This window comes from Gilliamella sp. Gris3-2, assembly GCF_001690345.1.
Lineage (GTDB): Bacteria > Pseudomonadota > Gammaproteobacteria > Enterobacterales > Orbaceae > Gilliamella > Gilliamella bombi.
Map to the genome: position 1 here is coordinate 1 of NZ_LZHB01000072.1, position 20468 is coordinate 20468.

At 34.3% G+C, this 20468-nt stretch carries 18 protein-coding genes and 2 pseudogenes; 9 read left to right on the forward strand and 11 right to left on the reverse strand.

The window, feature by feature from the left end:
- Nucleotides 1-228, reverse strand: a 228-nt coding sequence (locus A9G32_RS10360; protein ID WP_141672904.1) for a hypothetical protein, incomplete at its 3' end; no start/stop codon positions are given.
- Nucleotides 229-306: 78 nt separating this feature from the next.
- Between A9G32_RS10360 and A9G32_RS13435 the strand changes: the two are divergent.
- Both A9G32_RS13435 and A9G32_RS10365 read left to right on the forward strand, forming a co-directional pair.
- Nucleotides 307-520 (forward strand): annotated as a pseudogene (locus tag A9G32_RS13435) (integrase core domain-containing protein); the annotation flags it as partial.
- 172 nt (nucleotides 521-692) lie between these two features.
- Nucleotides 693-2618, forward strand: a complete 1926-nt coding sequence (locus tag A9G32_RS10365) for an ABC transporter ATP-binding protein (RefSeq protein WP_065589507.1) — start codon at nucleotides 693-695, stop codon at nucleotides 2616-2618.
- Between the two features lie 105 nt (nucleotides 2619-2723).
- Here the strand turns inward: A9G32_RS10365 and A9G32_RS10370 are convergent, their stop codons facing one another.
- From A9G32_RS10370 to apbC, 3 genes are all read right to left on the reverse strand, one after another.
- Nucleotides 2724-3905 carry a sugar transporter gene (locus tag A9G32_RS10370; protein ID WP_065589508.1) on the reverse strand — a complete coding sequence of 394 codons (1182 nt, stop codon included), beginning with the start codon at nucleotides 3903-3905 and terminating at the stop codon, nucleotides 2724-2726.
- A 140-nt stretch (nucleotides 3906-4045) separates the two neighbouring features.
- Entirely contained in the window at nucleotides 4046-4558 is a 513-nt protein-coding gene (gene tpx, locus A9G32_RS10375) for a thiol peroxidase (protein WP_065589509.1), read from the reverse strand.
- 295 nt (nucleotides 4559-4853) lie between these two features.
- Nucleotides 4854-5927, reverse strand: a complete 1074-nt coding sequence (gene apbC / locus A9G32_RS10380) for an iron-sulfur cluster carrier protein ApbC (protein WP_065589510.1) — start codon at nucleotides 5925-5927, stop codon at nucleotides 4854-4856.
- 251 nt (nucleotides 5928-6178) lie between these two features.
- Between apbC and metG the strand changes: the two genes are divergently transcribed.
- Nucleotides 6179-8206: a methionine--tRNA ligase gene (gene metG / locus A9G32_RS10385; protein ID WP_065589511.1), complete on the forward strand. Its 2028-nt coding sequence runs from the start codon at nucleotides 6179-6181 to the stop codon at nucleotides 8204-8206.
- 454 nt (nucleotides 8207-8660) lie between these two features.
- Here metG and A9G32_RS13715 read toward each other — a convergent pair.
- Nucleotides 8661-9394: pseudogene (locus A9G32_RS13715) on the reverse strand (SDR family NAD(P)-dependent oxidoreductase).
- Between A9G32_RS13715 and A9G32_RS10395 the strand changes: the two are divergent.
- A complete protein-coding gene (locus tag A9G32_RS10395; protein WP_065589512.1) occupies nucleotides 9364-9705 on the forward strand; it encodes a LysR substrate-binding domain-containing protein in 342 nt (113 codons plus the stop codon). The pseudogene A9G32_RS13715 and the gene A9G32_RS10395 sit on opposite strands and share 31 nt — an antisense overlap.
- Before the next feature lie 76 nt (nucleotides 9706-9781).
- Here A9G32_RS10395 and tolC read toward each other — a convergent pair whose 3' ends face one another.
- Complete coding sequence (tolC, locus tag A9G32_RS10400; protein WP_065589513.1) at nucleotides 9782-11125, reverse strand: outer membrane channel protein TolC; 1344 nt, start codon at nucleotides 11123-11125, stop codon at nucleotides 9782-9784.
- A gap of 139 nt (nucleotides 11126-11264) precedes the next feature.
- Here tolC and nudF point away from each other — a divergent pair, with 139 nt between their 5' ends.
- Nucleotides 11265-11894: an ADP-ribose diphosphatase gene (gene nudF, locus A9G32_RS10405; RefSeq protein ID WP_065589514.1), complete on the forward strand. Its 630-nt coding sequence runs from the start codon at nucleotides 11265-11267 to the stop codon at nucleotides 11892-11894.
- A gap of 166 nt (nucleotides 11895-12060) precedes the next feature.
- Entirely contained in the window at nucleotides 12061-12891 is an 831-nt protein-coding gene (cpdA, locus tag A9G32_RS10410) for a 3',5'-cyclic-AMP phosphodiesterase (RefSeq protein ID WP_034909761.1), read from the forward strand.
- A 38-nt stretch (nucleotides 12892-12929) separates the two neighbouring features.
- Here the strand turns inward: cpdA and cls are convergent, their stop codons facing one another.
- From cls to fldA, 5 genes are all read right to left on the reverse strand, one after another.
- The gene (gene cls, locus A9G32_RS10415) at nucleotides 12930-14393 is read right to left on the reverse strand and encodes a cardiolipin synthase (protein ID WP_065589515.1); all 1464 of its coding nucleotides are present in this window, start codon (nucleotides 14391-14393) and stop codon (nucleotides 12930-12932) included.
- Nucleotides 14394-14399: 6 nt separating this feature from the next.
- Nucleotides 14400-14855 carry an acyl-CoA thioester hydrolase YciA gene (gene yciA / locus A9G32_RS10420; RefSeq protein ID WP_065560601.1) on the reverse strand — a complete coding sequence of 152 codons (456 nt, stop codon included), beginning with the start codon at nucleotides 14853-14855 and terminating at the stop codon, nucleotides 14400-14402.
- Between the two features lie 24 nt (nucleotides 14856-14879).
- Nucleotides 14880-15422: an inner membrane-spanning protein YciB gene (locus A9G32_RS10425; RefSeq protein ID WP_065589516.1), complete on the reverse strand. Its 543-nt coding sequence runs from the start codon at nucleotides 15420-15422 to the stop codon at nucleotides 14880-14882.
- A gap of 66 nt (nucleotides 15423-15488) precedes the next feature.
- Nucleotides 15489-15947: a ferric iron uptake transcriptional regulator gene (gene fur, locus A9G32_RS10430; protein WP_034909755.1), complete on the reverse strand. Its 459-nt coding sequence runs from the start codon at nucleotides 15945-15947 to the stop codon at nucleotides 15489-15491.
- A 79-nt stretch (nucleotides 15948-16026) separates the two neighbouring features.
- A complete protein-coding gene (gene fldA, locus A9G32_RS10435; RefSeq protein ID WP_034909753.1) occupies nucleotides 16027-16539 on the reverse strand; it encodes a flavodoxin FldA in 513 nt (170 codons plus the stop codon).
- Between the two features lie 178 nt (nucleotides 16540-16717).
- On the opposite strand from fldA, the gene sucC reads away from it, so the two are divergent.
- The 3 genes from sucC to A9G32_RS10450 all read left to right on the forward strand — a co-directional run bounded on the left by sucC (nucleotide 16718) and on the right by A9G32_RS10450 (nucleotide 20463).
- Nucleotides 16718-17890: an ADP-forming succinate--CoA ligase subunit beta gene (gene sucC, locus A9G32_RS10440; RefSeq protein ID WP_034909752.1), complete on the forward strand. Its 1173-nt coding sequence runs from the start codon at nucleotides 16718-16720 to the stop codon at nucleotides 17888-17890.
- A gap of 24 nt (nucleotides 17891-17914) precedes the next feature.
- Nucleotides 17915-18787 (forward strand): succinate--CoA ligase subunit alpha, encoded by an 873-nt coding sequence (gene sucD / locus A9G32_RS10445; RefSeq protein WP_065589517.1) that lies wholly within the window; start codon nucleotides 17915-17917, stop codon nucleotides 18785-18787.
- A gap of 98 nt (nucleotides 18788-18885) precedes the next feature.
- A complete protein-coding gene (locus A9G32_RS10450; protein WP_065589518.1) occupies nucleotides 18886-20463 on the forward strand; it encodes a cytochrome ubiquinol oxidase subunit I in 1578 nt (525 codons plus the stop codon).
- Nucleotides 20464-20468: the final 5 nt, after the last annotated feature.

Below are 20468 nucleotides of genomic sequence, written 5' to 3' on the forward strand. Positions count from 1 at the left end.
AGTAGTTTCTTTGGTTAAATTTTCATTTTTATACAAGTATATTAATTTTTCAGCTAATGCAACATCGGAAAAAAACTCTTTATAGTACAAAGATCTTTCTTTTCTACTAAATTTTTCTAAATCAGATATTAGCTCTGATAGTTCTATAAGATCATTTTCTCTATCCCAACTTTTAATTTTATAAGTAAGAATATTCAAAATATCGATATTTTTTTTTAATCGTGTCATCTAGCATGTTCCTTTACTGATAAATTTACCTTACTCATTAAAAAAGTTGTATGAATTAGTGTAGTCGATCCACATGATATAGCCATTGATTATATGGAGCTCGGTAGCCCTTACCAAAATGGCTATATTGAACGATTTAATCGTACCTATCGTACTGAAGTACTCGATTTATATCTTTTTAACAACTTAGCGCAAGCAAGGCAAATAACCGAAGTATAACACCGAAAGACCGCATGAGGCATTAAATAACATGACACTGTTCAAATATAAAACATTAAAACAGGCAGCTTAATTTTCTACGTCAGTTGTGTACTAAGTTTGAGGTAGTTACAATGAAAGTATAAATAATGCCAGTAATTCTTATATATTGGTTTATCTTTTGTATTTGCTTTAGTTGCCTTTGGTCACTTTATGATAGAATAATGCTTTATTACTTAATATCTAAATAAAAACCACCAATAACTATGTCATTAATTAATCTTACCAATGCTTATCTTTCATTTAGTGATGCGCCCTTGCTTGATCATATCGATATGTCTATTGAGCCAAATGAGCGTGTTTGTCTTGTTGGTCGTAACGGTGCTGGAAAATCGACTTTACTTAAAGTTTTAAATAAAGAAGTGCCATTAGACGAAGGGCAAATTATTTATGAAAATAATGTGATTGTTTCACGATTGCAACAAGATCCTCCTCGTGATGTGCAAGGTAGTGTGTTTGATTTTGTGGCAGAAGGATTACACGAACAAGCACAGTTATTACGAGATTACTATGATTTAGCTCATCGTGTTGAGCACGATCCTTGCGAAAGTAATTTAGATAAATTAGCTAAAATGCAAGAACAGTTAGATCATCAAAATGGTTGGCAATTAGATAGCCGTATTCGTAATGTTATTTCTTCATTATCGCTTGATGGTGATGCGTTGTTGTCTTCGTTATCGGGTGGGTGGTTGCGTAAAGCCGCATTAGCCAAAGCGTTGGTTTGTCAGCCAACAGTTTTATTGCTTGATGAACCAACCAATCATTTGGATATTCAAACCATTAAATGGTTGGAAGATTTTTTGAAAAGTTTTAATGGCAGTATTGTGTTCATTTCCCATGATCGTTCGTTTATTCGTCAAATGGCAACGCGTATTATTGATCTGGATCGAGGTAAAATTGCGTCTTGGAGTGGGAATTATGATAACTATTTGCTTGGTAAAGAAGAAGCATTGCGTGTTGAAGCGTTGCAAAATGCAGAATTCGATAAAAAACTTGCCCAAGAAGAGGTCTGGATTCGGCAAGGTATTAAAGCTCGTCGTACTCGTAATGAAGGGCGAGTTCGGGCATTAAAAGCAATGCGCCAAGAATATAATGAGCGTCGCCAAGTTATGGGTAGTGCTAAAATGCAAATCGAGGAGGCATTACGTTCAGGAAAAATTGTTTTTGAACTTGATAATGTAACTTATCAAGTTGAAGATAAGTTACTCGTGAATGATTTTAGTGTGCAAGTATTGCGTGGTGATAAGATAGCACTGATTGGCCCTAATGGAATTGGTAAAACAACTTTACTTAAATTGATGTTAGGTAATTTAGAGCCAACATCAGGTAATGTGCATTGTGGCACTAAGCTTGAAGTGGCTTATTTTGACCAGTATCGGTTAGAGCTCGATCCTGAAAAAACAGTGATGGACAATTTAGCCGAAGGTAAACAAGAGGTAATGGTAAATGGTCGTTCACGCCATGTACTTGGTTATTTACAGGACTTTTTATTTCCGCCTAAACGTGCCAGAACACCTGTACGAGCACTGTCTGGTGGGGAGCGTAATCGTTTATTGCTGGCTAAACTATTTTTAAAACCTAGCAATTTATTAATACTTGATGAACCGACCAATGATCTTGATATTGAAACATTAGAATTGCTAGAAGAGTTAGTGAATGATTATCAAGGAACTGTCTTGTTGGTTAGTCATGATCGGCAATTTGTTGATAATGTGGTCACTCAATGTTGGTTTTTTGAAGAAAAAGGCCATATTGGTGTTTATGCTGGTGGTTATGCCGATGCTCTGCAACAACAGCAGCAGGCACAACCAATTAAAGTAACGACAGTTAATAAACTTGAGCAACCTAAAAAAGAATTAGGCGCTACTAATAATCAAAGTAGTGAGCGAACCGCTAAAAAGAAAGTTAAACTGAGTTATAATGAACAACGAGAATTGGCACAATTACCAAGCAAAATAGAACAATTAGAATTAGAGATTACTGATTTACAAGCACAAATTGGTCAAAGTGACTTTTTTAATCAAACTCATGAAATTACTAGTCTAATTTTACAATCTTTGGCAGATAAAGAGGCTGAATTAGAAGCTGTTTTTGAAAGATGGGAACAGTTAGAGTCTTTAAGTAAATCATAAGGTAAATGTTAGTATTGTTCAGCATTATTTATTTGTGTTATAAAATAAATAATGCTGTTTCCTTACCCTAAGGTTTTTATATAATATTTTTTACATAACCCTTTTTTAAATAACCGTTTTATTATTCCATAATTTTCTAGATAAAAAGTAGAATAATAATAGTGCGATGATGACAAAACACGCACCAACATAACCAATGTAATCAATTGAAAGTAAAATTAATACCTTACTGCCTATAAAAGCACCGCCTCCTATTCCAATATTGAAAATACCAGAATAGACTGAAGTGGCTATATCTGTGGCATCGGGTGCGGCATCAATTACTTTGCTTTGCATAACCATTCCAATAATTGTAATGGAAAGCCCCCAAATTAAACATTGAATGATTGCAGTATAAAGCGTGAATGAACATACATAAAGCGATAATAAGCAAGTAATCAGTAATAGCATAGGGATGATGAAAATTGCGGTTGGATTTTTTTCAGCATATTTTGCAAAAATAACGCTACCAATCATTCCAGAAAAACCTACAACTAATAATAAAAGGACGATAACATTTTGGTTAAATCCACCAATATTTTTCATGAATGGCGTAATATAGGTATAGGCAGTAAAGTGACCCGCAATAATAATGGCAATTAATAAATAAATGTTTAGCAGTATTGGGCGTTTTAATACCATTGGAATATCTTTGATAGAGATAATATCCATGCTTGGTACAGTAGGCAATAAGCGGAGTAGTAATATCATCACGCAAAAAGCGATACCAGCAATACATAAAAAAGTCACGCGCCAGCCAACGAGTTGTCCTATGATGGTGCCAATTGGAATACCTAGAATGGTTGCCATCGATACGCCAATAACAATAAAGCCCATTGCTTTAGCTTTTTTACCATTGGGCGCTAACCGAACTGCAAGTGGTGTTGTAATTGCCCAAAATACCGCATGTGCACAAGCAATACCAATTCTTGCTATCATTAAGCTGTAAAAATTCCATGCGACTCCAGCTAAAATATGACTACCTATAAATAGACAAAATAAAAGGATAAGTAGCTTCCTTCGTTCCATTTTTGATGTTAATACTGTGAGTGGCAATGATAATAACGAAACAGCCCAGGCATAAATGGTGAGTAATAATCCAGCATGAGCTACGTCCATTGAAAAGCTTTCAGCAATATTGGGTAATAGCCCGACAGGTACAAATTCCGTTGTATTAAAAATAAATGCCGCAAATGCAAGGCAAAGAATTGATGACCAAACCCGAGATCGGTTAATACTATTATTCATGATTAAGATTTTGGAGGGAATATTAGATTACTTTTGATTATAACTGAATATGTTTGTCTATTAAATAGTTGCTAAGAATAAATCTTAAACTTAATCGCCACCAATATTAGTATTTGAGGGCGATGTTTCATTATAGCGATTTATTCTAGTGCTTTAGCTGCAGCTAGGACTTTGTCATAATCAGGTTCAGAAGAGGTTTCTTTGACATATTCCACATAAACAATTTTGTCGTTTTTATCAATGACAAATACAGCTCGGGAAAGTAATCGCAACTCTTCAATAACAACTCCATATTTTAAACCAAAGTTGAGTTCTTTATGATCTGAGGTGACTTTAACTGCATCAATACCTTCAGCAGCACAGTAGCGATTTAAGGCAAAAGGTAAATCGACGCTAATTGAAAATATCACTGTGTCTTTTAATTTTGCCGCTTCGACGTTAAAGCGATGCACTTGAGCACTACATACTGAGGTGTCAATGGATGGAACCGAATTAATAATTCTGATTTTACCCTTAAAATCGGACAATTTAATGGGCTCCATTTTTAAATTTTGCACGATAAAATTGGGCGCTGTGTCGCCAACTTTAATTTGTGTGCCTAACAAAGTAATAGGTGCTCCGCGCATGGTGATTTCATTAACTCTTTTTTGCATAACAGTTTCCTTAGTGTTGTAACTAATAACGTTGTTGACAGTGTAATGCCTTCCAATGAATTGAAGTTGTTGCACTTGTTAGGGATAAATAGATTTAGAGCTGATCCAATATAGAACTAAAACAACTTCTGAACAATAGCTCGAACTTGTTTTAAGTGATGAATTAGCCGATTTCTATTATCGTTAATAATGTTATTGTTCAAAATGATGAATAAATTTGAGTAGTTATTGAATTAATAGAAATGATATGTAATTAGTATTGGCTGTTTTTACAGCCAATAGTTGGATTTTTAAGTTACAATGTCTTAAAAGCAATATCAGGCAAAATAGCTTCACCTTGCCAATATAACTCACTAGCAATACTTCCTGCAATTTGATAATAAAGTTGGCTAAATTCGCTATCATGGTGGTTAATGACAGTGGGCTTTCCTGTATCAAGATCTTGGCGTAACATTTTTTGAAGTGGAATTTGCCCTAGCAATTTGGTTTGATATTGCTCAGCTAAATGTTTTGCACCACCTTCACCAAAGATGGCCTCATGATGTCCACAATGTTCGCAAATGTGGTAACTCATGTTTTCAATAATTCCTAGTGTTGGGATGTTTACTTTATTAAACATGGTAATACCTTTTTTTGCATCGATTAAAGCAATATCTTGAGGAGTTGTGATAATCACAGCAGCAGTAACTGGAATGTTTTGCGCTAGGGTTAATTGGATATCCCCTGTGCCTGGAGGCATATCAATGACAAGATAGTCGAGTTCTGGCCAAAGCGTATCTTGTAAAATCTGTAATAGTGCTTTACTTGCCATAGGTCCACGCCATACCATAGCACCATTAGGATCAACCAAATAACCAATGGAATTACTAGCAAGCCCATATGCCATGATTGGTGTCATATGTTTATTATCGGGTGTTAATGGTTGCTGGTTTTCTGTACCTAGCATGGTTGGGATTGAGGGACCATAAATATCTGCATCTAAGATCCCCACTTTAGCGCCTTGTTTTTGTAAAGCTAGCGCAAGATTGACCGCTGTTGATGATTTGCCCACACCGCCTTTTCCTGAGCTTATCGCGATAATGTTTTTTATATTATTAATGGCATTTTGGTTATTAGCACGTTTTAAAGTAGCAATTTTATATTCAATATGCCAGTCAACTTCATTAACGCTGTTAAGTTTAAGCAATTTTGGAGTGGTTATTTTTTTCAATTCTTCAAAAGTAGATTGCCAAGCGAAAGGCATTGTTAAATTTATAGTTAAGTGGTGATTAACTATTTCGTATTTTTTTATTGCTCCAAGTTCAAGTAAATTTTTTTGTAGAGTTGAATGAGTAAAATTTTCAAGAATTTTTTTTACTTCAGTGTTCATTGTGGTTATCTCTTTATGCCTTAGTATTTATACTCGTTTTATTTCCAATTATTTTGCATTAAAAGCGTAAAATACCTTAAATAATAAAGCGGTAAACAGTAAATTGGTTTACCTCCCTAAAAAATGATTATTTGCTGTTTGAAAAGTAAATTGAGTATATAAATTTTATCAAATTATGGCATAAATCTAGCGATAATCCCACGATTGATGTACTATTTCTGCCATTATGTAAAAAAGGGTAATAAATCAACATGACAACTCAACGCAAAATATTGGTGACTTGTGCACTTCCTTATGCCAATGGTGCCATTCACTTAGGTCATATGCTAGAACACATTCAAGCTGATGTATGGGTACGCTATCAACGTATGCGTGGTAATGAGATCTATTTTATTTGTGCTGACGATGCCCATGGCACGCCAATTATGCTAAAGGCTCAGCAATTGGGAATTACTCCAGAGCAGATGATTAGTGAAGTCAAAACCGAACATCTACGTGATTTTTCTGGCTTTAATATTAGTTATGATAATTACCATTCAACCCATAGCCCAGAAAATCGTGAGATATCAGAGCAAATTTATAAGCGTTTGAAAGCGAATGGTTATATTAAAACTAAAGTTATTTCACAGCTATTCGATCCTGAAAAACAGATGTTTTTACCTGACCGTTTTGTAAAAGGTACTTGTCCACGCTGTAAAGCGCCTGATCAGTATGGTGATAACTGTGAAGTTTGCGGGGCAACTTATAATCCAATTGATTTAATTAATCCCCAATCAGTAGTATCTGGTGCCACACCTGTTATGAAAGATTCTGAACACTTCTTTTTTGATCTACCCGCTTTTTCAAATATGTTACAAGAGTGGATTCGCTCAGGAACATTACAAGATCAAGTTGCTAATAAAATGCAAGAATGGTTCGAATCAGGCCTACAACCGTGGGATATTAGCCGTGATGCACCTTATTTTGGATTTGAGATCCCCGATGCGCCAGGTAAGTATTTTTATGTTTGGTTAGATGCGCCAATTGGTTATATGGGATCTTTCTTAAATTACTGTAATAAACAAAATAAACCAATTTTTGATGAGTTTTGGGACAAAAATTCAAATACAGAACTGTATCACTTCATTGGTAAAGATATTGTTTATTTCCACAGCTTATTTTGGCCAGCAATGCTTGAAGGTAGCGAATATCGCAAGCCTTCCAATATTTTTGTACATGGTTATGTGACTGTTGATGGTGCAAAAATGTCTAAATCACGCGGTACTTTTATTCAAGCAAGTACCTATCTAAAACATTTAGATCCTGATTGTTTGCGTTATTATTATGCCGCTAAACTATCATCACACATCGATGATATTGATTTAAATTTAGAAGACTTTGTTCAGCGTGTAAACAGTGATTTAGTCAACAAGGTCGTTAATATTGCTTCACGTTCAGCTGGATTTATTTATAAACGCTTTGACGGCAAATTATCAGATAAAGTGGCAGAGCCTGAACTGTATTCCTTGTTTGTTGAAAAAGCAGAAGTGATTGCTGACTACTTTGAACAACGCGAATCCGGCAAGGCAATTCGTGAAATTATGGCACTTGCTGACGAAGCTAATCGTTATATTGATGAAAAAGCGCCATGGGTGGTTGCTAAACAAGAAGGGCAAGATCAAGTATTGCAAGATATTTGCTCAATGGGAATTCACTTATTCCGCATCTTAATGACCTATTTAAAACCAATTGTGCCTTCATTGGCTGAACGTACAGAAGCATTTTTAAATAGCAAATTAGAATGGAATGAAATTGATAATGCTTTAACAAGTCATAAAATTAATCAGTTTCAAGCTTTATTTAATCGTATTGATATGGATAAAATTACAAACATGATTGAAGAAACAAAACAACAAGCTGCATTAGCCCAACCGGCAAAACCTAAAGTTGCAGAGCCTATCGCTGACACGATTAATTTTGATGATTTTGCTAAAGTCGATATGCGCGTTGCTTTAATTAAACATGCTTGCTTTGTTGAAGGATCCGATAAATTACTTCAATTAACGCTTGATATTGGTGACGAAACCCGTAATGTGTTTTCAGGTATCAAGCAGTTTTATCCTGACCCAGAGGTGTTAATTGGGCGTTTAACTATTATGATTGCTAACTTAGCTCCTCGTAAAATGCGCTTTGGTATTTCTGAAGGTATGGTGCTTTGTGCGAGTGGTAAAGGTGATGATGAAGGTGTGTACCTACTATCACCAGATAGTGGTGCTAAACCAGGAATGCGAATTTCGTAATTGATATCTTTATTATAAAAACTGCATCTTAACAAGTTAATATATTTGTTAAGATGTTTCAGGAAACTATGCGTTTCAGTATAAAATTTGCTTATTTGATAAATAATTGTAGCGTTAGTTTTTTTGGGGCTGTTTTTTTTATTATAAATGTGTTGCCATTCAAGTTTTGAATTTATGTCGTTGAGGGGACTGATGGTTGGTTGCTTAAACTTTTTAAAAAGCCTATAAAAACCTTTCCGTTTACACTTAGAAACCTATTTCATATCTGGCGCCCAATTTCACTTAAACGCCATTTTTTGATCGAAGTAAATAAAACTTCACTTTAAATCAATATGCTATGTTTCTCTTTTTATCCTGAAATTTGGCAATCAAAATAACGACTGCCAAAGTTCAATTTTGCTAAAAATCATATTTTGCTGTTCGATTTAACATTACTTGTAAATTCATTATTTTCTTACTTTTGATTTTCTGACGGATTTCCTGAATAGGGAAATATACTGTCTTTTAGTGAAAAAGAGAAATCTTTAGTATTAATCTCACCAATAACTTTGTTGCTATCGTATAAAGCCAGTAAAAATTCGGCCATTTGCTTTGCTGTATGGTTCTTGGTAAAAGTTGCATCGTAGTTGTATTCACTAACATTATTGGCTTTTTCACCAAATTCTGTTTTTGTTGCAGCGGGAGCCAATACCTTTGCGGTTAATTGTGCGTTAGCTTGCTTTAATTCCTGTGCTAGCCCTTCAGTAAAAGCATTGACATAGAATTTTGTTGCGCAATAAGTTACCGCATTAGGAACGAGAGTATACACGCCTCGGGAGGAGATGTTTATTAGTTGTGTTTCGGGTTCATTTTGATATTTACGTACATACAGTGTTGAAAAAAATCGTTAGGGTTTCAATATTTAAATGAAGCATTGATTCTATTTTTACTAAATCTTGATCACTAACACTGCCGTAATGACCAAAACCGGCATTATTAATCCATGTTTCAATAAATAGCTGTCTAAATCATTAAAAAGGGAATAAGCGTTGGTTGGTTGTGATAAATCACAAAGTTTTATAATTACGTCTAATGCTGGGGCAATTTTGCAATTTCTTGTTGTAAAAGTTCCAAATTTTCTTGTCTTCTTGCAATAACAATAAGGTTTTTATTTCGTTTTGCAAAAACATCAATGCTTGATTTACCAATATGTGAATCAGAATAAAAAAGATCATGTTTGGTCGTTTATGATTAATGGTGAAATAGTTAATATTCCTATATCAGGGACATTTCAAAGTAATCAGACTTCAGCGTTAGCGATAGCTGCGATTGAAGGACTAGGTATCACCATGTTGCCAAAATCTATGTTACAAGAACCAATTAAGCAGAAAAAATTATTTCCCATATTACAAAAATTTTTACCACCTGCCAAGCCGCTTAATATGATTTGTGCTGCTGATCGTCAGCAACCACCAAAACTAAAAGCATTTATTGAATTTGTGTTGAATGCAATATCGTAATAGGTGTGTTTTTTATACATAATAAAAAAGGCGATTTGCTCGCCTTTTTTAACAGTTGTCATAAAAGAACCAATAGTTATTTTATTGTCACTAAAGTGCTCACTTCTTTACCTAACATATTGTTTAAATAAACTAAATCGTTGGCAGTTAAGGTTCCTACTGCATATTTTAATTGTAGTAAACTGGTTAAATAGTTATATTTTGCATCTGATAAATTTCGTTTAGAACTGTATAGTTGAGTTGTTGCAGTTAATACGTCGACAATTGTTCTTGTTCCTACTTGATAACCAGAATTGGTTGCTTCTAATGAACTTTGTGCAGAAACTACCGCTTGTTGATAAGCTTTGATGGCACTTATTGATGATGAAATATTATTGTATGATGAGCGAACTTGATTAATTACACCTCGATTGGTACTTTCTAATTTTTCGCTAAAACTCACGTAATTTTGTTGTGCTTGCTCAACTTTAGACATTGTTGCACCACCTGAAAAGATAGGTAGGTTTACACTGACGCCAACATAGTTATTCCCTGAATAAGATTTACCATGAGCGCCAGTCCCTACGCTATTACCGTATCTATCAGTTTTATTCAAATTAGTTGATGCATCTAAACTTGCTGTAGGTAAATGTCCGGCCTGTGAGAGTTTGATTTGTTCACGCGCTATGTCTTGATTTAACCTCATTGTTAATAAATTAAGATTAGATTTTTCAGATTGTTTTAACAGTGCGCTGATTTGTGCTGGTGATTCTGTTTTAAATGTATTGGTATTGACACTTGCTAAACTTGAATAAAAACGACCACTTACTTGGCGCAGTGCTTCAATGGCATTATTTAGATCATTTAATGCATTAACTTGTTGTGCAACAGTTAAGTCATAGTTAGCTTGAGCGTTTTGTACATCAGTGATTGCAACTAAACCAACTTGATGTTGTTGACGCGTTTGTTCTAACTGACGGCCAATTGCTTTTTTCTGTGCATCAATAAAGCTTAATGCATCAAGTGCTTTTAATACATTAAAATAAGCGACAGAAGTATTTAAGATTAATGTTTGACCTTGGTATTGATAGGCAATATCGGCAATACTTGCTTGTTTTTTAGTAATATCTAAGGCTTTCCAATTTGAGAAATTAAAAATGCTTTGAGATAATGCGATTTGGTATAAGTTGCCACTTTTAGATTTTACTCCACTTGTATCACGTCGACCATGAGTAACACCATAGGAAGCACTTAAACCAACTTGTGGTAGTAAACTTGCTCGAGAACCTGAAATTGCTGCGTATGCTTTATTTTTTTCAGCTAATGAACTGCGTAGATCTGGGTTAGTTTCTTTTGCTTGTTCATAAACTTGTATCAAATTTTCAGCAAAGACAGATTGGCTTAACGCTAAGCCAATTAAAAAGGTTAAGGTTTTTTTCATCAATCTTCTCTTTAAAAATCATTAAAATATAGTAGTATTTTTAATGGCGTAATTTTAACAGATAATTAGTATATAGTAAGTATAGTTTGTGTGTCATTCGCACTTTTTATTCAAATTCAGTTTAAATTCGGGAACTTTTATGAAAATTAAAAACAGTCTGGTAAATTTTGACAAAAATGATGTGTTTAATTTAACAAAACGAATCTTGTACAAAGGTTTTTTTTCTTTGCTTGAATATCGTTTTCAATATCGAAAATTTGATGGTTCAATTAGTGAGATTGTAACTCGTGAAATTTTAGAGCGTGGGCAAGCGGTTGTACTTTTAGCATATGATGTAAAACGTGATGAAGTTGTGCTAATTGAGCAAATCCGGATTGCTGCGATTGAAACCCAAGATAGTCCTTGGATACTAGAACTTATTGCCGGTATGATGGATCATGAGAATGAATCATTTGAAGAAGTAGCAAGACGTGAAGCAATGGAGGAGGCGGGAGTTGTTATTGGTCGATGTAAACCCATCATCAGTTATTTAGCATCTCCTGGAGGTTTAACTGAACAATTGCACATTTTGGTGGGTGAAGTTGACTCATCAACCGCTGAAGGCATTCATGGTCTTGACGAAGAAAGTGAAGATATTAAAGTTCATGTAGTAAGTCGAACTCAAGCTTATCAATGGGTTAAAGATGGAGTGATTAACAATGCTGCATCAATTATTGCGCTTCAGTGGTTAGAACTTAATCATGAGCTCTTAAGAAAAGAGTGGAAATAACTTTTTAGGCATCATTTTTAATTATTTCTTTCATAAATGTGAGAACTATTTTACACTTTAATAGAATGCTAGGATTTATAATAAACTGTTTTTTCAGTCACAATGTCTATTGTGTTGTTGACATTATTAACCATGATTATAGATTAATAGACAATTGGGGTGAATTTTGGAGTCATTTCTAAAACTTCCAATCTGTAATAAAAATTACGGTAAAATATTACATATAACTGATACTCATCTTTTTGCTGATGACAATGCTTCATTGCTTGGTGTTAATTCTAATGCAAGCTTTCTAGCGGTTATAAATGAAGTTGAACGTAGTAATAAAAAGTTTGATTTAATTGTCGCAACGGGTGACTTTGTACAAGATGGTTCTAAAAAAGCTTATGCGCGTTTTGCCGAACAAATAATTAAGTTTGATACTCCTTGTGTGTGGTTGGCTGGCAATCATGATAATTATGCGTATATGCAAGATGTGTTTGCAAATTATCATTTTGCTGACAATAAAGCAGTTTTGTTAGGAGATAAGTGGCTGATTATTTTATTGAATAGCCAAGTTTCTGGTCAGGCTTATGGTTTTTTACCTGAATCTGAACTCAAGTTTTTACATAATGTTTTAACTGAACATCCATATAGAGACGCATTAGTTTTTTTACACCACCATCCAGTTAATTCTGGTTGCTATTGGTTAGATCATCATATTTTAAAAAATAGTGACCAGTTAGAGAAAATTATTCAAAAACATCCCAATGTAAAAGGAATTGGGTGGGGACACATTCATCAAAAACAAGATTATGTGTGGCATAATTGTAAGGCATTTTCAACTCCTTCAACTTGCTTTCAATTTAAACCTGAATGTTATGATTTTCAATTATCAAGTGACGATGCACCGGGTTGGCGAGAAATCACACTTAATATTGATGGTTCTATTGATAGTGATGTTTATCGATTAAAGGATAATCAGTTTTTGCCAGATGTTTCTCAAAATGGTTATTAGTAGTTAGTAATTATAATAAGTTTAAAGTAGGTTAATAATTACAACAAAGGTGCGAAAAAGTAAAAAAGCCGCTCGACTATGCGTTGCCAAATAGGGCGTTGATTCCACTCTTTGGTGTTTATTTCATCTGAATTAGATAAATATTTTTGTAAAAGATTTGATAAAGATTTAGCGAACTCTGCATCATCAATCACAGTTGTAATTTCAAAATTAAGCCATAAACTGCGCATATCTAAATTGACAGTACCGACAAGACTTAATTGATTGTCAATTAAAACACTTTTGGTATGTAGCAAATTATCATTGAATTGATAGAGTTTTACTCCGCCGTTTAATAATTCAGAAAAGAATGCTCGACTTGCCCATTTTACCATTAATGAGTCATTATTTTTAGGAATGATGATGATGACTTCAACACCTCGCTGTGCAGCTGTGCATACAGCATGTAAAATATCATCACTTGGTACTAAATAAGGTGTAGTGAAAATAATTTGTTCTTGTGCCGAATAAATTGCTGTTAATAATACTTGGTGGATCATGTTTTCCATATAACCCGGACCCGATGCTATTAATTGCATAATGTGTTTATTATCTTCAGGTGGTTCAGCGAAATCAGTGATTTTCGGTAGTGATAAATATTTGCCAGTTTCTAATTCCCAATCACTGGCATATAAGGCACCCATGAGTGTTGTAACAGGGCCATTCATTCTGACCATGATATCAACCCATTTGCCAACATGTTTATTTTGTTTGAAGAAACGCGGATCGACAATATTCATACTACCAGTATAAGATATATAGTTATCGATAATAGCTACTTTGCGGTGTTGACGTAAATCTAACCGCCTAAACATAAATCGAAGTAAATTTACTTGTAAGGCTTCGACAATGATGATGCCTGCAGTACGCATTCTTTTACTAGCATTACTTTTAATAAAATGTCTGCTACCAGCAGAATCAACCATTAATCGGCAAGTTACACCTCGTTTAGTTGCTTGAATAAGTGCTTGCTCGACATCATCAGCACGACCACCTTCATTCCATATATAAAATACCATTTCAATATTTGATGTCGCATGATTTATATCATCAATTAAACGGTTAAAAATTATGTTTGTTTCACTCAGTAACTCAATATGATTGCCATTAATTCCATCAAGACCAGTTTGATGTTTACAAAGTTGAAAAATCGGTTTGCTGACTTGGCTAACTTTGTTGGTGAATATGTCAGGAAAGTCACTTAGTTGGTTAATAAACTTGGAAATAGTCGGGCGCATTTTTTGTGCGCGTTTAACTCGTTGCTGACCTAAGTGAGCTTCGCCCAGTGAAAAATAAAGAATCACACCGACAAGCGGTAAAATATAAATAACCAGCATCCATGCAATAACATAAGTTGTCGGTCTTCGCTTAAAGACAATCCGTAAAGTTGTTGAAACAATGATCAGCCAATAAATAAGGAAGATCAAAGTACTAATTAATGCATGAAATGAGGTAAATTGCATATTTAATTAGCTATCAGTTAGGTTTAACTTGGTTATTGGATCTTTAGTACAATCATAATTTTGAAATACTTCAGGTAATGGTTTTGGATTATTATGTTTATCTACTGAAACATATGTGAATACGGCATCTGTTATGCAAAACCGTTGTGTCGAATCCGATGTATCTATGACTTTTTTAACCCAAACTTCAATACCAATTGTGATAGAGGTTTTTCCAGTTTTGATGCAATGAGCATAACAACAAACAACATCCCCTACCATTGCGGGCTTGTAAAATGTAATACTACTAGCATTAACGGTTACAACCCGATTTCTGGCTATTTCTTTTGATAAAATACCACCGGCAAGATCCATTTGAGACATTATCCATCCACCAAAAATGTGTCCATGCGGATTAGTGTCAGCCGGCATCGCTAGCGTTCTAAGTACCAATTGACCTTTAGGGGCTATATTTTGTGTCATGCTAGAATACTCCGTATGTACAATTTATTTATTTTCTGTATCTTTATTCATATTTTTATAGATATAGATACCTGATATCAACGATAATAGTAAGGATGCACTAGGTAAAATAAATACTTTAAATATCCAAAAGAAATCATCTGTCACGTAATAGGTCGCACCTAAACTAATGGTGCCACATAATATAAAAAAGAAGATCCATAATAAATTTAATTTATTCCATATGTTGGTCTCTAGTTGTATTTCTTTACCTAACATTGTTTGAAGTAAGTTTTTTTTGAAAAAAAATTGGCTAACTAATAGGGCTGAGGCAAATAAGAAATTAATAATAGTTACTTTCCATTTAATGATATTAGGATCACGCATATAAAGTGTGAATCCACCAAAAACCATAACCATCAGATAAGAAATTAGCTCTACTTTATCTAATTTTCTATATAAAATTAGAACAAGAAGAAAACACAAGGTAGCAGCAATCATTAATGCTTGAACGCCAACAAAAATATCATACTTGGTTAGAAATACAAAAAAGAATACAAGAGGAATAAAATTTAAAAGTTGTTTCATTCAATTATTGTCCTAGCACTAAAGATGAATTGATATATTTTAAATAAAAAGCCTATTGGAATAGGCTTATTTTTTGTGATGAAGTTCGGGATGGGCTTTGCAATCACCCGACTGGCAATGGCCATATAGATATAAACTGTGAAAAGTTAAATTAACACCATATTGTTCGGCAATCTCTTTTTGTCTAGCATTGATAATATCATCACGAAACTCAAACACTTCGCCACAATCTAAACAAATTAAATGATTATGATGTTGTTGTGTTGCTAGTTCAAATACTGCCTTGCCACCCTCAAAGTTATGACGAGTAACAATTCCAGCATCATCAAATTGATTCAAAACACGGTAAACTGTTGCAAGTCCAATTTCTTCCCCCATATTAAGTAGTTTTTTGTAAAGATCTTCTACAGTAATGTGTTGGCATGAAGGATCTCGTAATAATTCTAAAATCTTTAATCGTGGTAACGTAACCTTTAAACCAGCACTTTTGAGTGCTTCGTTATTATCATTATCATGATTTGTCATATTACTTCCCAATTAATTTATTGATCATAATTCATTATAGGAACTATGTACGGTAAATAAAAGAAATCAATTCAATAGACTAAATTTTCATTTCTGTTTTGACTTGATTTACCCAATTGTTAATACGTTCTTCAGTTAATTCTGGTTGACGATCTTCATCAATGGCTAAACCAATGAAATGAGTGTCATCAATTAAGCTTTTAGATGCTTCGAAACTATAACCTTCGGTTGACCAGTGTCCAACAATTTTTGCTCCTTTAGGTTCAATAATATCGCGGAGTGTTCCCATAGCATCACAGAAATATTCTGCATAGTCTTCTTGATCGCCACAACCAAAGATAGCCACTGTTTTACCACTAAAATCAATTTTTTCTAAATTGGGAAAAAAGTCATCCCAGTCAGCTTGAGATTCACCATAGTACCAAGTTGGAATACCGAAAAATAGGTAATCGTATTGTTCAATGTTTTCTTTAGTGGCTTTTGCAATGTCGAAAAGATCAGCTTTGTCACTACCTAAAATGAGTTGGATTTGCTTTGCTACATTTTCTGTATTACCTGTATCACTACCAAAAAAAATACCAACTTGTTTCATATTTGTACCTTTACTATCTATGATATTAAAATATTTTAGGAGTATATCATTGTCACTTATTATCAGCAATAATTCTAAATTACACAGAACATAAGTTATTATGTGCTATACAATTTATTTATCTTGCATTAAAATTATTGCCTATTTTTTATATTAAATTAGGCTGTGGAATTTCATTATGAATTTGCATGAGTATCAATCTAAATATCTTTTTAAACAATATAATTTGCCTGTACCTGAAGGGTATGTTTGTAACTCAATCGGTGAAATACAAGATACATTAGCTGAATTATCTTCAGGGACAAATTTAGGAGCTTGGGTTGCTAAATGTCAAGTTCATGCAGGGGGAAGGGGTAAAGCTGGTGGTGTTATTTGTACTCAAAACTATAGTGAAATAATGCAATTTGCTGAAAAATGGTTAGGGCAAAATCTAGTTACTTATCAAACCACCGATAAAGGTCAACCAGTTAATAAGATTTTAATTGAAAAAGCGTCTAATATTCAGAAAGAACTTTATTTAGGAGCAGTGGTCGATCGTAGTTCCAAGCGTGTAGTAATTATGGCTTCGACAGAAGGTGGTGTTGATATTGAAAGCGTTGCTGAAAAAACACCATATTTAATTTATAAAACTTCACTTGACCCGTTAACTGGCCCTTGTGCTTACCAAGGGCGTGAACTTGCGTTCAAATTGGGATTAACAGGTAAATTAATTAATCAATTTACAAAGTTATTTGTTAATTTTGCAAAACTATTTTTAGAAAATGATGTTTCATTAGCTGAAGTTAATCCATTAGTGATTACTGATTCCGATGAGCTAATTTGTTTGGACGCAAAAGTTGTGTTAGATGATAATGCCATTTTTAGACATCCTAATTTAAATATTTTAAGGGACACAACTCAAGAAGATGAACGTGAGTCAATTGCCGCAAAACAAGGTATTAGCTATGTATCATTAAATGGCAATATTGGTTGTATGGTTAATGGTGCAGGTCTTGCGATGGCAACTATGGATATTATTAAACTACATGGTGGTTCGCCAGCTAACTTTTTGGACGTTGGTGGTGGCACAACGAAAGAGCGTGTTGCTGAAGCATTTAAGTTGATATTATCTGACAAAAACGTGAAAGCGATTTTAGTTAATATTTTTGGTGGTATTGTTCGTTGCGATTTAATTGCCGATGGAATTATTAGTGCAATTAAAGAAATAGGTCTTACTGTTCCTGTTGTTGTTCGCCTTGAAGGTAACAATGCACAGCTTGCTCGAGAAATTTTAGCTAAAAGTAAATTAAATGTTATTACTGCCGAAAGTTTACTAGATGCGGCCCAAAAAATTGTTGCTGTTGCCAAATAATAGGACGCATGGAGAATAGTTATTATGTCAATTTTAGTTAATAAAGAAACAAAAGTTATCTGTCAAGGATTTACTGGTAGTCAGGGAACTTTTCATTCTGAACAAGCGCTTGCCTATGGTACTAAGTTAGTTGGTGGTGTGACACCAGGTAAAGGTGGAACAACCCACTTAGGTTTACCAGTTTTTAATACTGTTAAAGAAGCGGTTATTGCAACTGGTGCAACAGCTAGTGTTATTTATGTGCCAGCAGCATTTGGTAAGGATTCTATTTTGGAAGCGATTGATGCAGGCATTAAACTAATAGTCTGTATTACTGAAGGTATTCCAACTCTAGATATGCTTGTTGTTAAGGCAAAATTACAACAAAATAATGTTGTAATGATTGGACCAAATTGCCCGGGTATTATTGTTCCTGATGAATGTAAAATTGGTATTATGCCTGGACATATTCATCGTGCAGGAAAGGTTGGCATTGTTTCGCGTTCTGGAACGTTAACTTATGAAGCGGTTAAACAAACAACGGATATTGGTTTAGGGCAATCCGTATGTATAGGTATAGGAGGTGACCCTATACCTGGTAGTGATTTTATTTCTATTTTAGCATTGCTTGAGCAAGATCCTAAAACTGAAGTTATTGTAATGATAGGTGAAATCGGTGGTAGTGCTGAAGAAGAAGCAGCTGAATATGTTAAAAAACATGTGACTAAACCTGTTATAGCTTATATTGCTGGTGTTTCAGCTCCATCAGGGAAACGTATGGGGCATGCAGGTGCAATTATTTCAGGAAAGAAAGGAACAGCGGTAGAAAAATCTAAAGCATTGCAATCTGCAGGTATTACAGTTGTAACAAGCCTTACCGATATAGGTGATGCAGTAAAAAAACAACTCAAAATATAAATTTTTTGATGTATATCAATTTTATTCTGTGATTATCGGTGTATAATGCTAGGCAATAACGTAAAAATTTGTGAGCATTTAAGGATTAGGGAGCGTTTATGCTAGATATAGTAGAACTTTCACGGCTCCAGTTTGCTCTTACTGCAATGTATCATTTTATTTTTGTTCCATTAACGCTAGGATTAGCGTTTATGCTAGCAATTATGGAAACGGTATACGTTGTTAGTGGTAAGCAAGTCTGGAAAGATATGACAAAATTCTGGGGTAAACTGTTTGGTATCAACTTTGCAGTAGGTGTCGCAACAGGTTTAACCATGGAATTTCAATTTGGTACTAACTGGTCTTATTATTCGCATTATGTGGGAGATATTTTTGGTGCACCGTTAGCTATTGAAGGTTTAATGGCATTCTTTTTAGAATCAACCATGGTAGGTTTATTTTTCTTTGGTTGGGATAGATTAAGCCGTGGTAAACATTTAATGGTAACTTGGTGTGTCGCATTTGGCTCTAACCTTTCAGCTCTTTGGATTTTAGTAGCTAATGGTTGGATGCAATTTCCAATAGGTTCTGAATTTAACCCTATTAATTCACGCATGGAAATGGCTAATTTCTATGAGTTAATTACTAATACAGTTGCTCAATATAAATTTGTTCATACTGTTGCAGCAGGTTATTTAACAGGTGCTATTTTTATTTTAAGTATTAGCTCTTACTATTTGTTAAAAAAACGTGATGTTGCCTTTGCCAAACGATCTTTCGCTGTTGCAGCCACATTTGGATTTATTATGTCAATCGTTGTGGCGATTATGGGTGATGAAGCTGGTCATGAGATGACAACTGTTCAGCCAGCTAAACTTGCAGCAATTGAAGCAGAATGGGAAACTCAACTTGCTCCAGCATCATTTAATGTTATTGCTTTTCCATCACAAAGCAATAAAGAAAATTTGTTTGCAATAGAGATCCCATATGTTATGGGAATAATGACCACTCGTTCACTTGATACTCAAGTAACAGGATTAAAAGATATTTTAGCAAATAATGAAAAAAGAATTCGCAATGGGATATTAGCCTATAGCAATTTGGAGAAGATCCATCAGGGTAATCAAGACCCTAATGTACTGAAAGCTTTTGAAGATAATAAGTCTGATTTAGGTTATGGTTATTTAGTCAAGCGTTTTACTGATCGTGATAATTTGGCTATACCTCAGGCTACTGAAGAGCATATAAAGGCTGCGGCAGAAGACTCAATTCCTACAGTTTGGCCTCTATTCTGGGCTTTCAGAGTTATGGTTGGCCTTGGTGTATTAATGATTTTGGGGACTGGGTTTTCTTTATGGACCACTTATAAAAATAAAATTGGTGAAAAGCGTTGGTTACACCGCATATTAATTCTTTTTTTACCGTTCCCTTGGCTGGCATGTGAGTCAGGTTGGTTTGTTGCCGAGTATGGACGTCAACCTTGGGCAATTCAAGACATCTTACCGACTGGAGTAGCAAATTCATCATTAACAGCTGGTGAAGTGTTATTCACTATGGTTCTTATTTGTGGACTTTATACACTATTCTTAATTGCTGAATTATTCTTAATGTTTAAGTTTGCTCGCTTAGGACCAAGTTCTTTAGGTACAGGCAATTATCATTACGAAAAAACACAACCAGTAACAGATAGGTCATAGGGAGT